Origin of the sequence: Rhodococcus sp. NPDC078407 (assembly GCF_044542515.1) — a bacterium.
Classification (GTDB): domain Bacteria; phylum Actinomycetota; class Actinomycetes; order Mycobacteriales; family Mycobacteriaceae; genus Rhodococcoides.
Genome location: NZ_JBITUQ010000007.1, coordinates 110,812 through 128,246, shown reverse-complemented (window position 1 = coordinate 128,246; position 17,435 = coordinate 110,812). Strand labels below are relative to the sequence as shown.

The window sequence follows — 17,435 nt, the reverse complement described above, 5'->3', positions numbered from 1 at the left end:
ATGACTGTCATCGATTCCCATACTTCGGTACCGAACGATCTTTCGCGAGAGTGGACCCCGGCCTGCACACTCGACACGCTGATTCCGGGACGCGGAGTAGCGGTTCTCCTGCGCGGCGGCACTCAAGCGGCGCTGTTTCGGCTCGATGACGGTCGGCTGTTCGCGGTGGGCAACATCGACCCGTACGGACGCGCAGCAGTGATGTCCCGCGGACTGGTGGGAGACCGAAGTGGCGAACCCACCGTCGCGTCGCCTTTGCTCAAGCAGGTGTTCTCCCTGGTGGACGGGCGGTGCCTCGACGACCAGGCAGTCGGTCTCGGATCGTTCGAGGTCTCCTGTGTCGACGGCGTCGTGCTCGTCCGCGGTGGTTCTACGTGAGCGAAATCCCGGGGGCGGGAACGCCTCTGGCCGGATTCACCGTCGGAATCACGGCGTCGCGTCGGGCCGAGGAATTCGCAACTCTGCTCGAGCGCCGGGGAGCAGCGGTGATGCACGCACCCGCTATCCGAATCATCCCACTCGCCGACGATGCCGAGCTGGAACGCGTCACAGCCGCCATCATCGCGCAGCCGCCCGAAATAACCGTCGCCACAACAGGTATCGGTTTCCGCGGCTGGATCGAGGCAGCGGACGGGTGGGGGCAGGCAGAAGATCTGGGCCGGGCACTCGGCACGTCTCGATTGCTGGCCCGCGGCCCCAAGGCGAAAGGAGCCATTCGGGCCGCCGATCTGCGTGAGGAGTGGTCGCCCGCCTCCGAATCCTCCGCGGAGGTGCTCGAACACCTGCTCGCCGAGGGAGTCGAAGGCACGCGCATTGCCGTGCAGCTGCATGGCGCGACCACCGAATGGGAGCCTGTGCCGGATTTCTGTGAGGTGTTGCGCTGCGCCGGAGCCGAAGTGGTTCCCGTACCGGTGTATCGCTGGACGGCCCCCGACGACCAGAGCCCGATGGACCGCATGATCGAAGCTGTCGTCGTCGGCGATCTCGATGCTCTCAGCTTCACCTCCGCCCCCGCGGTCGCGTCGATGCTGATGCGGGCCGACGAGAACGGGGTACTCGAACCCCTCCTGCACTCGATGCGCACCCGAGTACTTCCGATCTGCGTCGGGCCGGTGACGGCGGCGCCGCTCGAACAACTGAACGTGGCCACCACGCAGCCGGCGCGGGCGCGGCTGGGCGCACTGGCGCGGCATATAGCCGAGGAATTGCCCAGGCGTACCCGCCGTCTTCATGCCGGTGGCCACGTGGTGAGTGTGCGCGGTCGGTGTGTCGTGGTCGACGGTGAAGTACGTCCGGTGTCGCCGGCCGGAATGGCGCTGATGAAGACGTTGGCCCGCAATCCTGGACGGGTCGTCTCCCGGGAAACTTTGCTTGCGTCGTTGCCCGGTGGCGGCGGTGACACCCATGCGGTGGAAACGGCGATGACCAGACTTCGGTCTTCCCTGGGCGCTCCGAAGGCAATCCAGACAGTGGTCAAGCGCGGCTACCGCATCGCACTCGATCACGTCGAGACCGAATCGGACTGCGATTCCGCTGAGTCCGCCGTGTCCGCTCGTGTGGCCGTCGTCGAAGGAGGTAAGTACTGATGACACCGACCCTGGTGTTGGTCGCCCACGGCACGCGGAATCCTCGCGGTGTCGAGATGGTTGCCGCACTCGCCGACGCCGTATCGGCGCAGATCGGCACCACACGAGTGGCGTTCGTCGACGTACTCGGGCCGTCTCCCGCCGAGGTCCTGCGCGACACCGCCGAGTCGGCGGTCGTGGTTCCCGCGTTTCTCGCATCGGGCTACCACGTGCACACCGACGTGCCGCGAGAGGTCGCCGAGAGCGCGCACACTTCGGTCGCCGTCACCCGCGCGCTCGGACCAGACCCCGTGCTGGCCGAGGTCATGGTCGACCGACTGCGCAACGCAGGATGGCAGGAGGGTGAGTGCATCGTGCTCGCTGCCGCAGGCTCTTCCGACGCTCGTGCGCTGGCGGAACACCGCCGCGCGGCAGAAATGCTCGCCGACGTCGCCCGGGTATCGGTACGTATCGGCTACGTTGCCACCAGTACTCCCACCGTGTCCGACGCGGTGTCGACTCTGCGAAAAGCCGGGCACCCGCGTGTGTTCGTGGCCTCCTATCTCTTGGCGCGCGGGCTCTTTCACACGCGCCTGGCCGACGCCGGGGCCGACGGCGTCGGCGAACCGCTCGGTGTTCATCCTGCAATAGTCGATCTCGTTGTCGCACGCTACCGCGAAGGTGCTCGCGCTCTCGGTGAATCTAGCGGTGCGGCAACGGAAGAATTGTCACCGGCTCGTCGGCGCTGATCTCGGCCGGAATCACGGCCAGTGCGTCGCGGCCGACGAGGTGAGCCAAGTGTGCGGTGCGCACCTGGGTATCGGCTCGCCACCGCGTGCCGTCCGCGACGACCGGAACGATACGAGGAGTCGGGGAAGAGACCTCGGCTGCATTGGACAACAGGCCCATCCGCGGCGGACGCACCGTTCTACCGGTCAACGCGTCGACGATTGCGGGGGCCGTCAGCAGCGCAGTACTGACGGCTGCCAGCGGATTGCCCGGTAAGCCGAGCACTGTCGTGCCGTCGGGGAGCGCCGCAGTGATCTGGGAACCGCCGGGCCGCACCCGCATCCGACCCACGATCGACTCGGCGTCCAGTGCCGCCAGCGTGGAGCGCAACTGATCGGCCGCGCCGCCCCCGGTGGCTCCGACGACGACCACCAGATCCACATCCTGGGTGCGAGTGAGTGCGTCTCGAAAACCCATTGCGGTGTCGTCGAGAAGAGTCACGTCGATCGTGTCGATACCGCACTGCGCCAGGTACTCCGGCAGCACCGATCCGAGCACGTCTCGGGTCTCGCCGGGAGCAAGCGGACCAGCCGCTCGAATCTCGTTGCCGCTGATCACTATTCGACCACGGACCGGACCCCGCACGGCCACATGGAAGACTTCTGCACTGGCGGCGAGGGACCGTACCGCCGCGTCGATCGCAGTGCCGGCGGCGACGAGTTCGGTGCCGGGCAACCAGTCCTCTCCGCGTCGACGGGTGTCGTCGGACGGCCGTGCGGTCGGCATGCGACGCGCTGAGCCGTCCGCGTCGAACGTCATGTGTTCGTCGCGGACGACCGACGTGGCACCCGGCGGAAGTGCCGCACCGGTTGCGATGCGCACTGCCGTCCCTTCGTCGAGGACGGCGATGTCCGAGCTGCCGGCGTAGGCGACGTCGTTTCGGAGCGTCCACGGCTCGGTGCCGCAGACGGCGTAACCGTCCATCGCGGAGATGTCGACGGCGGGTAGCGCGGTGCCGGCGAGGAGGGGTTCCGCGAGAACGGTGTTGGCACTGTCTCGCAACGCAATTCGATGGACCGGTAGCGGAACGATCCGACTCCGGATGCGGTGCAGTGCATCGGTGACCTCCAGCGTCTCCGCACTCTGCGCAGCGAGGCGAGCGGCCAGTAGATCGGCCGGGGTGTCGCAGTCCTCGATATCGGGTACCGCGATGACGGTGTGATCGGCCGGAACGATCCGGCGCATGGGTACGCCGTCCGCCGTATCCAGTTGCGCCAAGGCGGATCTCAACGTTCGTTGCTGCCAGACTCCCAACAGAAACTGCGTACGGCCCGCGCTGTCGCGAGCGAACACGGCCGACACTGCGGAGTGCGCCATGGATTCGATCAGGGCCTGCACTGCGGACCAGTCCAGAAGTGGGATGTCCGCGGCGACGACCACCACCAGATCCGCCGTGTCGTCGAGTGATCGCAGTCCTGCGGCGAGGGCGGCGACGGGGCCACCGCCTGCGGGGGACTCGCGAGTCTGCACCACGTGCTCGGGAATGCCGGTGCGGGTGGGCCCCACCAGAACCGTTCTGCGACAGCTCGATACTGCATCCACCGCGATGTCGACCATGCGGCGACCGCCGACGGTCAGCGCAGGTTTGTCGATTGCCTGCGCCGATGCCACTTGCTCGAGATCGGCCATCCTCGATCCGCGACCGCCGGCGAGAACGATCGCGTCGCAGAGCGGCGTCACAGTACCAGTGCTGTCATGTCGGCAGCGGCACGTTCTGCAGCCGAACCTGACCGCGCGCTATGGTTTTGCCGCTGTCGGAGGCAGTGATCGTGACCAGCCACAATTGCTGAACCCGGCCTTGCTGCAACGGTTCTGCGACAACGTCGACGCGTCCGCCTTTGCTTGCGCGCAGGAAGTCGGTGCCGTTGTGGACGCCGACTGCGAACTCACCACGATCCTTGACCGCCTCGCTCGCACCGATGCTCGCGGCGCTCTCGACCGCAGTGGTGTAGACCCCACCGTGGACGACACCCCACGGCGTGAAGTGCTCGTCCGTCAAGTCGATGTGCCCCGCCACCCGGGTGCCCGACACCTCGTCGACGACCAGTCCCGCCGAGGCGACGAAGGTGCTCGACTTCGCCAGGGCGTACTTCGCCGTGGGGCGTGGGTCGAACTGCTCGAGGGCGTCCCTGAAGTTCATTCTCCGAGATTAGTGGTCGCCTCGGACGACGCGGGGAGCGCCCCGAAGTCGAATCGAATCGCCTTGAGCGGCACTCGGCCGTCGTGGACTGCCACTCCTTCGCTGCGTAGCGTCTCGAGCTGACGGGTGGCCAGGTGCGGGGCCGGTCTGCCACTGGCTCCGAGCACGCGATGCCAGGGTAGGTCGGCAGAATCGGTGCGCATGATCCAGCCGACGATGCGAGGGCTCGACAGCTCTGCGGCGGCCGCGATGTCTCCGTAGGTGGCGACGAATCCCGGGGGGATCGACGCGACCAACGCGCGAACTCTCTCGACCTGGGCTTCGGTGATCGGGGCCATCTACAGCAGGGATCGCACCAGTTCGGCCACCTCGGCAGGCTTGACCTGACCGACCATGTGATTGCAATCCAGCTCGACGGTACGCAGGTTCTCAGCCAACCGGTCTCGCAGCGCCGAGAGGAATTCCTCGCTGACATAGGGAGGTTGGACGCGCATTGCCCGCACCACGATGGTCGGGATGCTCTCGGCCGGTACGACCAGCGGGCGGGCGAGCTCGCCCCACGTCGCGACGACGGCCGGAATGGATATGCGCCAGGCGACCTTCCCGTTGTCGGCCGGAACCAGATGTTCGGCGACCTCGCGGTCGAGCAGTTCGGTCGGCACGTCGGCCCACGCTCCGTGGATCTTCTCCGATCGCGCTTCGTCGGCGTCAGTGTAATCGGGGAACTTGGCGGTCGCCTCGGCTACTTCGAGCAATTCCTCCGGCGGCAAGGCGATCGCGGGATCGAGCAGAACGAGGGCTCGTACCGCTTCGGGGAATCGCTGTGCGAGATGCACTGCCAATGCGCCGCCGTACGAGTGGCCGAGGACCACCACCGGTCCACGCGCGTGGGCGTCGAGCACGGATTTCAGAGCGGTGACCTGAGCGTCGATGTCCCAGGGCGGTGTGGACGGGGAATGCCCGTGACCGATGAGGTCGGGTGCCAGAATCCTGGCCTCGGGCAGGTGGTTCTCGGCGAGATCCCACCAGCGGGCACCGTGGCCGGTCACGCCGTGAACGGCGAGGATTTCGGGACCGTCTGCGGGTCCGAACGTATGCAGATTCAACTCGGTCACCTAGACCACTATGCCGTATGTGCGTCTGCGAATCAGGTCCGACGTGCATCGAGCACGGCCACGGCGGGTTCTGTCGGTGGCTCGTGATTGCATCTGTGTCATGAGCTCGGACGGCAGACACAGCGCGACGGTGACACTCGTCCGTGCACCCAAGGTGGCTCGGCCGGCCCGCACGTGGTCGGGCGCGGCTGCTCGGCTGCTGTCCTCACGGCCGGACTCTGCGGCCGACGCAGCGCAGGGCGCACCTCGGTGGAATCCGTGGCAGATACTCGGTGGCCCAGGCACCGGCAAGACATCGCTCGTCGCAGACTATGCGGTCTCGCGCATCGTCAGCGGCGACCCGGAGTCGGTTCTGGTGCTCACACAATCCAAGAGAGCGGCAACCGCGGTCCGTGAGGTGATCACCTCGGGCCTGTTCAGTGGCGATCACGCGCTGCGTGCAACTCGCGAACCGCTGGTACGCACAGTGCACTCCTACGCCTTCGCGGTGCTGCGATTACAGGCATCGCTGTACGGTAACCCGCCCCCACGATTACTGACCGGTGCCGAACAGGACGCCGTGGTCCGCGAAATGCTGCGGGGCGATCTCGAGGACGGAGCACCCGACTGGCCCGAGCGGCTGCGGCCGGCGCTGGGTACCGCGGGATTCGTCACGGCGGTACGAGACATGATGCTCAGGTCCGCCGAACGCGGCATCGGACCCGAAGATCTCGTCAAACTCGGTCGCAAGCACACAAAGCCCGAATGGGTTGCTGTCGGACGGTTCGCATCACGCTACGAGCAAGCCATGTTGCTGCGCGGGGCCGTGGGCGTCGAAGCTGCTGGTGCCACGGCACCCGGTCTGGATGCCGCCGAGCTCATCGGTGCAGCCCTCATGGCGTTCGCCACCGATCCGGACCTGTTGCGCAGTGAACGTGCCCGCATTCGGCACCTCGTGGTCGACGATGCCCAGCACCTCGATCCTCAAGCGGCGCAACTTGTTCGATTGATCGGTACCGATACCGAATCTACTGTCGTCGCCGGGGATCCCGACCAATCCGTCTTCGCTTTTCGGGGTGCCGATCCCACGTTCGTGGCCGATCTGGTCGAGGTCGATTCACCGCGACGGGTACTGCTGACACACAATCATCGCTCGGTTCCGGAAGTGGCCGAGCTGACCGACATCGTGGCGAGGCGGTTGCCCGGGCTCGGCCGGCACCGGTGTCCCGAGCCGGTTGCTGTCGCCCGTTTCGGAGATCCTGCGGCGCGCGTGCACGTTGCGTCGTCGCCGGCCAGGGAAGCCGCGATCATCGCCGACGCCATGCGGCGATCTCACCTGATCGACGGTATACCGTGGTCCGAGATGGCCATCGTGGTGCGATCGGTGCCGAGAACGGTTGCACCCTTGCGGCGGGCGCTGCACGCGGCAGGCGTTCCTATGGTCACACCCACCTCGGAGCTCCCACTACATCGTCAGCACGGTGCAGTGGGGCTACTGCTGGTGTTGCGGGCAATTTCGGATCCGAGCTTCGACGGCGAGGATGCGCTGGCGCTGCTCTCCGGACCGATCGGCGGTGCCGATCCGGTGGGGCTGCGGCGATTGCGGAGAGGTGTGCGCAGGCTCGAGCTCGCATCGGGCGGTGAACGCGACTCGGCCGAATTGCTCAGGGGCGCTCTCACCGACGATTCTCGTGGAAAGTCCGAGTGGATCGGTGGCCTGTCGGATGTCGAGTCCGCGCCGTTGCGCAAGGCGCTCGGCGTCATCCGGAAGGCCCGCGCAGTAGCCCGGACGGGCCGCGGCGTCGAGGACGTGTTGTGGGCGGCCTGGCAGGCTTCGGGACTCGAGCGGCGTTGGGCCGCCGCGTCTGCCTGGGGCGGTTCGGCCGGTGCCCAGGCAGATCGCGACCTCGACGCAGTGGTCGCGTTGTTCGATGCGGCGGCAGCGTACGTCGACAGACTGCCGCGGGCTCATCTCGGTGGATTTCTCGATTACATTGCGCAGCAAGAGATTCCTACCCTCAACACGCATCGCGCCACGGTTCGAGCCGATGCCGTCACCTTGCTCAGCGCGCACTCTGCGGCGGGTCGGGAATGGGAGCTCGTTGCAGTGGCCGGGGTGCAGGAAGGTCTGTGGCCGGGCCTGCGAGCGCGCGGGAGTCTCCTCGGGACCGACACCTTGGTCGACCTTTTATCCGGGAAAGTAGACGCCTCGGCTGCACTCGACGGGCGACTGTCGAAGTCCGCACCGCTGCTCGCCGAGGAGCGCACGCTGTTTCTGGTGGCGTGCAGTCGAGCACGATCTGTTCTTCTCGTCACAGCCGTCGACTCCAGCACCGGAGATGCCGATCTCGTCCGCTCCCGATTCGTGGACGAACTACGCGGCGTCGACGACGAAGGCGGGTCGGATGCTGTACCCGAGCTACCCGGTCCGGAAACTGCACACCGAGTGTTGGCGCTGCCCATGCTGGTGGCCGAACTGCGGAGTGTGGTGTGCGATCCTGTTGTCGCCGAACATGATCCGGCCAAGCGGGCCCGAGCGGTCCGGCACCTGGCAACTCTGGCCGGTGCCGGTGTTCGCGGAGCGCATCCCGACGAGTGGTTCGGAGTGGCAGGGCCCAGCACCGGCGCGCCGCTGTGGCAGCTGGGCGACGGTCCGGTACCCCTGTCGCCGTCGACCGTGGAACAACTCACCACCTGTCCGCTGCGGTGGATGCTCGAACGTCACGGCGGCAACGACGGCACCAACACCCATGCGGTCACCGGCACACTCGTCCACACTCTCGTCCAGGCGGTGGCCGGACGGATACCGCCGGAGCAACTTCGACGTGCCCTCGAAATGGCATGGGATGCAGTGGATCTCGGTTCGCAGTGGTATTCGCGGCACGAGCTCGACCGAACCGGGGCAATGCTCGAGACCTTCGAGACCTGGCTGCACGGCAGTCGAGGCGAGCTCACCGAGGCCGGAGTCGAGGTGCGCGTCGACGGCATACTCGACGCTCGGTCGGAGGACGAGCCGGCGGTCGCATTGCGTGGCCGCATCGACCGACTCGAGCACGACCCGGACGGTCGGCCGGTCATCATCGACGTCAAGACAGCCAAGACCGTGATGTCGAAAGAGGATGCCCAGGGCCACCATCAGCTGGCCACTTACCAGGTCGCTGCGGCAGCCGGTGCCATCGAGGGCGAGCCTGCAGGCGCGCCGGGCGGAGCGCGGCTCGTCTTCGTCGCCAGGCCCCATAACAAGGATGGCGCGACGCAGCGTGTCCAGCAAGTGCCGACACCGGAGAAACTCGAGGAGTGGCGAGACACGGTGCACCAGGCCGCGTCGGCAACGCAGGGACCTACATTCGAGGCGCGGGTCAACGACGGCTGCAGGCACTGCCCGGTGAAGTCCAGTTGCCCGGCACACGAGACGGGGAGGCAGGTGACCGAGCAATGACGACATCGACGAAAACTCGGACCGGTTCGGTGCGGGTGTCGCCGGTCGAGCTCGCGCGGGCGCTCGGGCAGAAGCATCCACCGACCGACGAACAAGCCGCCGTGATCGCCGCTCCTCCCGGCCCGACGCTCGTCGTCGCGGGGGCAGGAGCGGGCAAGACCGAGACCATGGCTGCCCGCGTGGTGTGGATGGTGGCCAACGGTTTCGTCGATCCGGACCAGGTTCTGGGTCTGACCTTCACCCGAAAAGCCGCACAGCAGTTGACATCTCGAATCAGAGCTCGGCTGGCTCGGCTGGCCGGATCCGATCTGGTGCGTGCACTCGATCCCAGTCTGGCACTGCGCGAGCGAATCCTCGGTGCCGAACCGGAAGTGAGTACGTACCACTCGTATGCGGGGCGACTGCTCACCGAGCACGGCCTGCTGCTGCCGATCGAACCGTCCGCGACACTGCTCTCGGAAACCGAACTGTGGCAGCTCGCCCACCGTGTCGTCAGTACCTGGGACGGCGACCTGGACACCGAGCGCAACCCCACATCGGTGACCGAGGCGGTACTCGCGCTCTCCGGTCAGCTGGCCGAGCACCTGGTCGATCCCGAGGATCTGCGCCACGCGCACGTGGAGCTGGAGAAGCTGGTGCACACGCTCGGGCCGGGGCCTCGACAACGCGGTGGCCCCACCAAGGAGCTGCTGAACATCCTCGACGCTCAGCATCAACGAATCGGGTTGTTGCCGTTGGTGGAACGGCTGGCGCAGACGCTGCGGCGTGAGGGCGCGCTGGATTTCGGCTCGCAGATGTCGATGGCGGCGCGGGTCGCGGCCGAGCACGCCGAGGTGGGAATCGCCGAACGGCAACGCTTTCGGCTCGTGTTGCTCGACGAGTACCAGGACACCGGGCACGCTCAGCGCGTCCTGCTGTCGTCTCTGTTCGGTGCCGGCAGCGACCCGCAGTTGGCATTGACCGCCGTCGGTGACCCGATGCAGTCGATCTACGGTTGGCGCGGCGCGTCGGCAGCGAATCTACCTCGGTTCGCCACCGACTTCCCGAAGGCCGATGGACGCCCTGCACCGCGGCTCGAGCTGCTCACCAGCTGGCGAAATCCGCCCGAGGCATTGAACCTCGCGAACTCGATCACCGACCCGCTGCGCCGGGTCGGTGTGCCGGTGCCGACTCTCCGAGCCCGACCGGGTGCTGTTCCGGGCGATGTTCGACTGGCCGTTACCGACACCGTTCTGAGCGAACGAGAGTGGATCGCCGACCGGATCGCGGAGGAGTATCGATCCGCCCTCGAACAGGATCGGCCGCCGCCCACCGCCGCAGTTCTGGTGCGCCGAAACGCCGATGCGGAGCCGATCGCCGAGGTGTTGCGTAGCCGCGGGCTGCCGGTGGAGGTCGTCGGACTCGGCGGTTTGCTACACGTTCCCGAGGTGGCCGACATCATTGCGATGTTGAGACTGGTCGCCGACCCCACGGCGGGCAGCTCGGCAATGCGCATTCTCACCGGCTCACGGTGGCAGATCGGGCCGACGGATCTGCGTGCGCTCTCGCAGCGCGCCAGAGAACTCGAAATCCGCGGCGGATACGGCACCGCGGGTCGCGTCGACGACCCCGAGGCGTTGCAGGCGGCACTCGGCAGCGCCCTGCCGGGCGAGCAAGCCGAGCAAGCGGGCCTGGCCGACGCCATAGCCGATCCAGGACCGGCCGAGCGTTACTCGGAGGTCGGTCACCGCCGGATCCTCGCCCTGGCCGGTGAGTTGCACCTCCTGCGCGACCGAATCGGTCAACCGCTGACGGAATTGGTCGGCGATATCGAGCGAATGATGAACATAGGCGTCGAAGCGCAAGCTCGAACACCGATCGGAACCGATGGGGGAGTCGGTCGCGAACACCTCGATGCATTCGCGCATGTGGTAGCCGACTATGCGGACAATCCCACCGCCACGGTCACCGGATTCCTGTCGTTCCTCGCTGCCGCAGAAACCGTCGAGGACGGTCTTGCTCCGGGCGAGGTCGACGTCGCACCACATCGAGTGCAGGTGCTCACCGTCCACTCCGCGAAAGGCCTCGAATGGGAGGTCGTTGCCGTGCCGCACGTGGCGAAGGGAGTGTTCCCCTCGTCCAACGCGTCGTCGACCTGGCTCGGAGCGATGGCAGAGCTGCCACCGTCGTTGCGTGGGGATCGTGCACTGGACGGCGAGGGCTCCGAGGGTGTCCCGGTACTCGAACTCGACCAGGTGTACAACCGCAAAGACCTCGAGGATGCGGTCAAGGGCCACAAGGATGCCCTGGCGCGGCGTCGGCTCGCGGAGGACCGGCGACTGTTCTACGTGGCTCTGACTCGAACCGAAAGGGTGCTGTTGGTGTCCGCGCACCAGTGGGACCAGACGTCGACGAAACCGCGTGGGCCGTCGGAGTTCCTGGACGAGCTGTACCGGGAGGTCAGCGGTTCTCCGGCCGTAGCGGTGATCGAGCAGTGGACCCCGGCCCCGGAGGACGGGGCGCAGAATCCCCTCGCGGCGGTGCCGCGTACGGCGTCCTGGCCGCGAGATCCACTCGGGACCAGACGTGCGGCTATCGAGGACGGCGCGCAGGACGTGCTGCGTGCTCTGGCCGATGTCGCTGCGGTGCAAGATGATTCGCAGGACGACGACGAGGAATCGACTCCGGTCGACCCGGAGAACTGGGCCGCGGACGTCGAGACACTGCTCGCGGAGCGTGCAGCGAGGTCGGTCGCTGGAGTCGACGTGGCGTTGCCGGGCAATCTGTCGGTGACGCAACTGGTGGACCTCGCGGCAGACCCCGATGCGTTGGCGTCACGCCTGCGCAGACCACTTCCGTTTCCGCCGAACCCGTTGGCGCGCAGAGGAACCGCGTTTCACGCCTGGATCGAGCGGAGATTCGGTGCGACGCGCCTACTCGACCTCGACGAGTTGCCGGGATCGGCGGACACCGGTGCCTCTGCCGACGTGGACCTGGAAACCCTTCAGCAGGCATTTCTGAAATCGGAGTGGTCGCTCCGCAGCCCCGTCGAAGTGGAGGTGCCATTCGAGACCTCCGTGGCGGGAACAGTGCTGCGTGGCCGCATCGACGCTGTGTTCGCGGACCCGGACGGCGGCTGGACCGTGGTCGACTGGAAGACGGGAGCAGAGCCGTCGGCATCCGAACAGCAAGCGGTGGCGATGCAGCTCGCGGCCTACCGGCTGGCATGGGCCGAGCTGATGTCCGTCGGGCGCACCGAACCTGTGCCCCTCGACCGCGTGCGCGCAGCGTTCCACTACGTGCGCAGCGGTCACACCGTGTCACCGGAGAACCTGCCGGACGCAGCAGCATTGGCGCAACTCTTGGAGGGCCCGATCGGACCCGAACAGTCCAGTGTGTCCGAACAGCCCAGTGCTACTGCGCGTTCCGACGAGCCTTCAGAGCCTCGGTGACCAGCGGAATCTGCAACGGCAGTCGGGCGATCATTGCTGCCTTGAGAGCGGGTGAGGTCTTCGGGCTCTGCACGAACTTCCATGCCAGGTTGATGTTGGCCGGGAAGACTGCAACGAACAGGCCGGCCGCGAGCGCACCGCCCAGTCTGCGGGTCCGCGGTACGGCCAGCGTCGCAGCCACGGCGAGTTCGGCGACCCCCGACACCTGCGTGTAGGTCCGCGGCGAGCCAGGCAGTGCAGTCGGTACCTGGGCATCGAAGAACTTCGGAGTGACGAAGTGCAGAACCCCGGCTCCGGCCAGCAGTCCCGCGAGACGCAGCGCGGCTGCCTGACTCGATCTCTGTGTCATGCCCATACCGTGCCACACCCTGCGTCGTCGGCACAGAAGCCTGGCATGGGGTTACGCTGCGTGCCGTGAATGATCTCGACTTCGGTGAGTCCCTCGGCGGGCGACGTGGCAGGTAGGTTGCGAGCGCGCCTGAGCGACAGTGGCGCGCTGACCGACAAGCCGGACTTTGCTCTGGTGGGAGTGCTCCGGGTACCCGAACTCGAATCGAGTCCATGGCGGGCCATCTACAAGCGGGTTCTGATGGCGCTGGGAATTCTGTTCCTGGCCGCGTTCGTGGTGTACCTCGATCGAGATGGGTACAGCGACAACCAGAACGGTGAATTGTCCTTCCTCGACTCGTTCTACTACGCGACAGTGTCGTTGTCGACGACGGGATACGGTGACATCGCACCGATGAGCCCATCGGCGCGACTGGTCAACATCCTGGTCATCACACCCCTTCGGGTCCTTTTCCTCATTCTGTTGGTCGGTACCACGCTGTCGGTTCTCACCGAGCGGTCCCGACAAGCATTCAAAATTCAGCGATGGAGACGCAGCGTGCGCAATCACACCGTGGTCATCGGTTTCGGCACCAAGGGCCGTACCGCAGTCGACGCCATGCTCGGAGACGGCGTATCGGCGTCCGACATCGTGGTGGTCGACACCGATCAGATGGTGCTGGACACCGCGTCGGCCATGGGTCTGGTGACCGTGCACGGTTCGGCGACCAAGTCCGACGTGCTCAGACTCACCGGTGCTCAGCACGCGTCGGCCATCATCGTGGCGACCAATCGAGACGACACCGCAGTGCTGGTGACTCTGACCGCTCGCGAGATCGCTCCGAGAGCGAAGATCGTCGCCGCCATCAGGGAAGCGGAGAACACTCATCTGCTGCGTCAGTCCGGTGCCGATTCGGTGGTCGTCTCGTCGGAGACCGCGGGGCGGCTGCTCGGAATCGCCACATCGACTCCGTCGGTGGTGGAGATGATCGAGGACCTGCTGACTCCGGAGGCGGGCTTCGCGATCGCCGAGCGCGAGGTGGAGCGTGACGAGGTGGGTGGATCTCCGCGGCACCTGACCGACATCGTTCTCGGGGTGGTGCGCGGCGGAAAACTGTTCCGAGTCGGTACTCCGGAAGTCGATGCGATCGAGGCAATGGATCGTCTGCTGTACATCCGTCGCGTGGGTGACTAGCCGAGGACCAGTAGGGTCGTGAGCGTGCCGAAATTTCAGCTCGCTCAACCGCCTCGACTGTCCCGATCACCCCTGAACAGGGCAGAGGAGTTGCGGCGAGACACCGCCGCTCTGACGGCAGGTTGGTCGACGGGTCGCATCCTGAGCGTGGACGGCAGCGGCAGATTCCCGGTGGACGAGAGCGGCCTGGTTCTCGGCGCGGCCGTGGACGTCGCCGCCGAACCCACCGACGATGCGGTGTTTCTCGGAATTCACGGTGGTCGACACCTGTGGGCGCGCCGAGTGCAGGTCGTCGAGGGAACGCTCGGCGACCTTCGTACCGACGGCGATCGGCTGGACGGCACCGCGCTGTCTATGGTGACCGGTGCGTTGGCGATCCTCAATTGGCATGCGAGCGCGCAGTTCAGCTCGCTCGACGGCTCTCCGTCGGTTCCGTCGAGCGCGGGGTGGTCTCGCACCAGTACCTCCACCGGCCACGAAGAATTTCCCCGCAGCGATCCCGCGGTCATCTGCCTGGTCCACGACGGCGGCGAGAGAGTGCTCCTGGCCCGCGCACCGGCGTGGCCCGAGCGACGATTCTCGGTGCTCGCCGGTTTCGTCGAGGCCGGCGAATCCCTGGAAACATGTGTGACCAGGGAGATCAAGGAAGAAGTCGGCCTCGACGTCTCCGATATCGACTATCTGGGCAGTCAGCCGTGGCCGTTCCCGCGTTCGGTGATGATCGGCTTCTCGGCCGTCGCCGACCCCGAGCAGCCGTTGCACTTTCAGGACGGTGAAATCGCCGAAGCCCACTGGTTCGATCGAGCAGAAGTCCGCGCCGCTCTCGAGCTGGGCGACTGGGGTTCGCAGTCGCCCTCCCGGCTGCTTCTTCCCGGCTCGATCTCCATTGCCCGAGGGATGCTCGAAGCGTGGGCGGCGACAACCTGACGCTCGATCAGAGCGACAGTGCGCGCTTGACCTCGGCGAGACCGGGATTGGTGGCGGTCGAGCCGTCGGCGAACAAGACGGTCGGCACCACGTGGTTGCCGTTGTTGACGCTGCCGACGAACTCGGCGGCCTCCGGATTCTGCTCGATGTCGATTTCGGCGTAGGTGATCCCCGCTTCGTCGAGCTGGGTCTTGAGTCGGCGGCAGTAACCGCACCACGTGGTGGAGTAGACGGTGAGAGCGGCCGGGGTCTGCGAATTGTTCTCGGTAGTGGTCACGACAACAGTCAACAGGAGCGTCGCCGCGATTGTTCCGACAGGCTCAGGCCCGGGAGGACCTGTCGGTGCGCACTGACACAATGGTCCGCATGGCTGACGACGCGATGACCACCGGACTCGATCCGGAGCAATCCGCGGCGGTACTGGCTCCTCGCGGCCCGGTGTGCGTTCTCGCCGGTGCGGGGACGGGCAAAACCCGCACCATCACCCGACGCATCGCGCACCTGGTCTCGGCCGGCCACGTGTCCTCGGGTCAGGTGCTGGCGGTGACGTTCACCGCGCGGGCAGCCGGCGAGATGCGTGGCCGCCTCCGCGAGCTCGGCGTCGGGGGAGACGGCCCGCCGGTGCAGGCTCGCACGTTCCACGCCGCCGCCATGCGTCAGCTCAAGTACTTCTGGCCGCAGGTGGTCGGGGACACCGGATGGCAGCTTCTCGATCGCAAGTTCACCGTCGTCTCGCAGGCGGCGAACCGCGCCGGGGTGTCGACCTCGACGGACGCCATTCGAGATCTCGCGGGCGAGATCGAATGGGCAAAGGGTTCGCTGATCGCACCCGAGGACTACCCGCGCATCGCGGCGAGCAATCGCCGTGACGTTCCGATGGACGCGGCCAAGGTCGCCGCCGTCTACGCCGGCTACGAGGAGCTCAAGTCCCGCGGCGGCGACGGGATGTTGCTCGATTTCGACGACCTGCTGTTGCACACCGCCGCTGCGCTGGAAGAACATTCGTCGGTGGCCGACGAGTTCCGCGAGCGCTACCGCTGCTTCGTCGTCGACGAGTATCAGGACGTGACGCCGTTGCAGCAGCGAGTGCTCGACGCCTGGGTGGGCGAGCGTGACGATCTCACCGTCGTCGGAGACGCGAACCAGACGATCTACTCGTTCACCGGTGCTTCTCCGCGGTATCTGCTCGACTTTTCACGAAAGTACCCGGAAGCCACCGTGGTTCGGCTCGAACGCGACTATCGGTCGACGCCGGAGGTGGTGTCGCTGGCGAACCGTGTCATCGGTGCTGCGCGCGGTCGCATCGCCGGCACGCGGTTGAAATTGATCGGTCAACGCGAGCCCGGACCAGAGCCGGAGTTCTCCGAGTACGACGACGAGCCGGCAGAGGCCGATGGCGTGGCGCGTGCGATCAAGAGATTGATCGCCAAGGGGGTCGAGCCGGCCGAGATCGCGATTCTGTACCGCATCAACGCCCAGTCCGAGGCGCATGAGCAAGCGTTGACCGAGATGAACATTCCGTATCAGGTGCGCGGCGGCGAAGGTTTCTTCACCCGGCCCGAGGTTCGGCAGGGAGTCAACGCGCTGCGACAGGCAGCCGGCCGTGACGATCTACCCGACGGTGCGCAGGCGGGCGAGGGGTTGCCGGCTCTGGTGCGAGCGGTACTGGCTCCACTCGGCCTCACGGCTACCGAGCCGACGGGTGCACAGGCCCGTGAGAAGTGGGCATCGCTCGGCGGTCTGGTGCAGCTGACCGAAGAACTTCTGGTGCACGAGCCGGACCTCACCCTCGCGAAACTGTTGGGGGAGCTCGCCGCACGCGCCGAGGCGCGGCATCCACCGACGGTGCAGGGCGTCACGCTTGCGTCACTGCACGCGGCCAAGGGGCTGGAGTGGGATGCAGTGTTCATCGTCGGTCTCGCAGATGGAACCCTTCCCATCTCGCACGCCATCGGAAACGACCCCAGCGCCAACAACGAGGCCGCGATCGAGGAGGAGCGCCGGCTGCTGTACGTCGGTGTCACCCGCGCCCGAGTTCACCTCCATCTGTCCTGGGCGCTGGCCCGCAACGAGGGTGGGCGCAAGTCGCGCCGACGGTCGAGGTTCTTGATCGGCCTCGTGCCCGACGATTCGCCTGCCTCGCGTATCGCAGCACCCGCGGCCAAGAAGTCCGGACCCAAGTGCCGGTTGTGCGGAAAGCCGCTGATCGGTACATCGGCGACGATGCTCGGTCGATGCGAAAGCTGTCCGTCGAACGTCGACATCGCGCTGCTCGACGCCTTGAAGTCGTGGCGGCTGGACAAATCCCGCGAGTTGAAGGTGCCGGCATACGTGGTCTTCAGCGACAACACATTGACTGCAATCGCGGAGCAGCAGCCGCAGGACGAGCGCGGGCTCGTTGCCATCCCTGGAATCGGTGCCAAGAAATTGGAGCGATTCGGTGACGATGTACTGGCGGTCGTACGCGAATCGGACAGCTGACCGGGCGGAACGAAATCTCTGCAAAACTGCTGGTCAAAAATAACTTG

At 66.5% G+C, this 17,435-nt stretch carries 14 protein-coding genes; 8 read left to right on the top strand and 6 right to left on the bottom strand.

Going from position 1 to position 17,435, the window contains the following annotated elements; all coding sequences use genetic code 11:
- Genes nirD through ACIGGF_RS10070 form a run of 3 tightly spaced genes read left to right on the top strand, consistent with a single transcriptional unit; the run spans position 1 to position 2,314 of the window.
- A complete protein-coding gene (gene nirD / locus ACIGGF_RS10080; RefSeq protein WP_397521204.1) occupies positions 1–378 on the top strand; it encodes a nitrite reductase small subunit NirD in 378 nt (125 codons plus the stop codon).
- Entirely contained in the window at positions 375–1,586 is a 1,212-nt protein-coding gene (locus ACIGGF_RS10075) for a uroporphyrinogen-III synthase (RefSeq protein WP_397521203.1), read from the top strand. The genes nirD and ACIGGF_RS10075 overlap by 4 nt, the downstream gene beginning before the upstream one ends.
- Positions 1,586–2,314 carry a sirohydrochlorin chelatase gene (locus ACIGGF_RS10070; RefSeq protein WP_397521202.1) on the top strand — a complete coding sequence of 243 codons (729 nt, stop codon included), beginning with the start codon at positions 1,586–1,588 and terminating at the stop codon, positions 2,312–2,314. Before ACIGGF_RS10075 ends, ACIGGF_RS10070 begins: the two co-directional genes overlap by 1 nt.
- Here the strand turns inward: ACIGGF_RS10070 and ACIGGF_RS10065 are convergent.
- From ACIGGF_RS10065 to ACIGGF_RS10050, 4 genes are read right to left on the bottom strand one after another with little or no spacing between them, the layout of a single operon-like run.
- On the bottom strand, positions 2,268–4,034 hold the full coding sequence (locus tag ACIGGF_RS10065) for an NTP transferase domain-containing protein (protein ID WP_397521201.1): 1,767 nt from the start codon (positions 4,032–4,034) through the stop codon (positions 2,268–2,270). The genes ACIGGF_RS10070 and ACIGGF_RS10065 overlap by 47 nt on opposite strands.
- Positions 4,035–4,047: 13 nt before the next feature.
- A complete protein-coding gene (locus tag ACIGGF_RS10060) occupies positions 4,048–4,494 on the bottom strand; it encodes a PaaI family thioesterase (RefSeq protein ID WP_397521200.1) in 447 nt (148 codons plus the stop codon).
- A complete protein-coding gene (locus tag ACIGGF_RS10055; RefSeq protein ID WP_397521199.1) occupies positions 4,491–4,832 on the bottom strand; it encodes an MGMT family protein in 342 nt (113 codons plus the stop codon). Before ACIGGF_RS10055 ends, ACIGGF_RS10060 begins: the two co-directional genes overlap by 4 nt.
- Positions 4,833–5,609, bottom strand: a complete 777-nt coding sequence (locus tag ACIGGF_RS10050; protein WP_397521198.1) for an alpha/beta fold hydrolase — start codon at positions 5,607–5,609, stop codon at positions 4,833–4,835. It abuts the gene before it with no gap.
- 100 nt (positions 5,610–5,709) lie between these two features.
- Here ACIGGF_RS10050 and ACIGGF_RS10045 point away from each other — a divergent pair, with 100 nt between their 5' ends.
- Together ACIGGF_RS10045 and ACIGGF_RS10040 are read left to right on the top strand one after the other, a co-directional pair.
- Entirely contained in the window at positions 5,710–9,027 is a 3,318-nt protein-coding gene (locus ACIGGF_RS10045; RefSeq protein WP_397521197.1) for an ATP-dependent helicase, read from the top strand.
- Positions 9,024–12,458: an ATP-dependent helicase gene (locus ACIGGF_RS10040; protein ID WP_397521196.1), complete on the top strand. Its 3,435-nt coding sequence runs from the start codon at positions 9,024–9,026 to the stop codon at positions 12,456–12,458. The genes ACIGGF_RS10045 and ACIGGF_RS10040 overlap by 4 nt, the downstream gene beginning before the upstream one ends.
- On the opposite strand, the gene ACIGGF_RS10035 is transcribed toward ACIGGF_RS10040, so the two are convergent.
- The gene (locus tag ACIGGF_RS10035) at positions 12,421–12,807 is read right to left on the bottom strand and encodes a hypothetical protein (RefSeq protein ID WP_397521195.1); all 387 of its coding nucleotides are present in this window, start codon (positions 12,805–12,807) and stop codon (positions 12,421–12,423) included. The two genes, ACIGGF_RS10040 and ACIGGF_RS10035, sit on opposite strands and share 38 nt — an antisense overlap.
- 105 nt (positions 12,808–12,912) lie before the next feature.
- On the opposite strand from ACIGGF_RS10035, the gene ACIGGF_RS10030 reads away from it, so the two are divergent.
- A complete protein-coding gene (locus ACIGGF_RS10030; protein WP_397521272.1) occupies positions 12,913–13,980 on the top strand; it encodes a potassium channel family protein in 1,068 nt (355 codons plus the stop codon).
- 24 nt (positions 13,981–14,004) lie between these two features.
- Positions 14,005–14,907: an NAD(+) diphosphatase gene (gene nudC, locus ACIGGF_RS10025; protein WP_397521271.1), complete on the top strand. Its 903-nt coding sequence runs from the start codon at positions 14,005–14,007 to the stop codon at positions 14,905–14,907.
- A gap of 7 nt (positions 14,908–14,914) precedes the next feature.
- Here the strand turns inward: nudC and ACIGGF_RS10020 are convergent, their stop codons facing one another.
- Complete coding sequence (locus tag ACIGGF_RS10020; RefSeq protein WP_397521194.1) at positions 14,915–15,184, bottom strand: mycoredoxin; 270 nt, start codon at positions 15,182–15,184, stop codon at positions 14,915–14,917.
- A gap of 89 nt (positions 15,185–15,273) precedes the next feature.
- On the opposite strand from ACIGGF_RS10020, the gene ACIGGF_RS10015 reads away from it, so the two are divergent.
- Positions 15,274–17,388, top strand: coding sequence for an ATP-dependent DNA helicase UvrD2 (locus ACIGGF_RS10015; protein WP_397521193.1), 2,115 nt, complete (start codon positions 15,274–15,276; stop codon positions 17,386–17,388).
- The last annotated feature ends 47 nt before the right edge of the window (positions 17,389–17,435 follow it).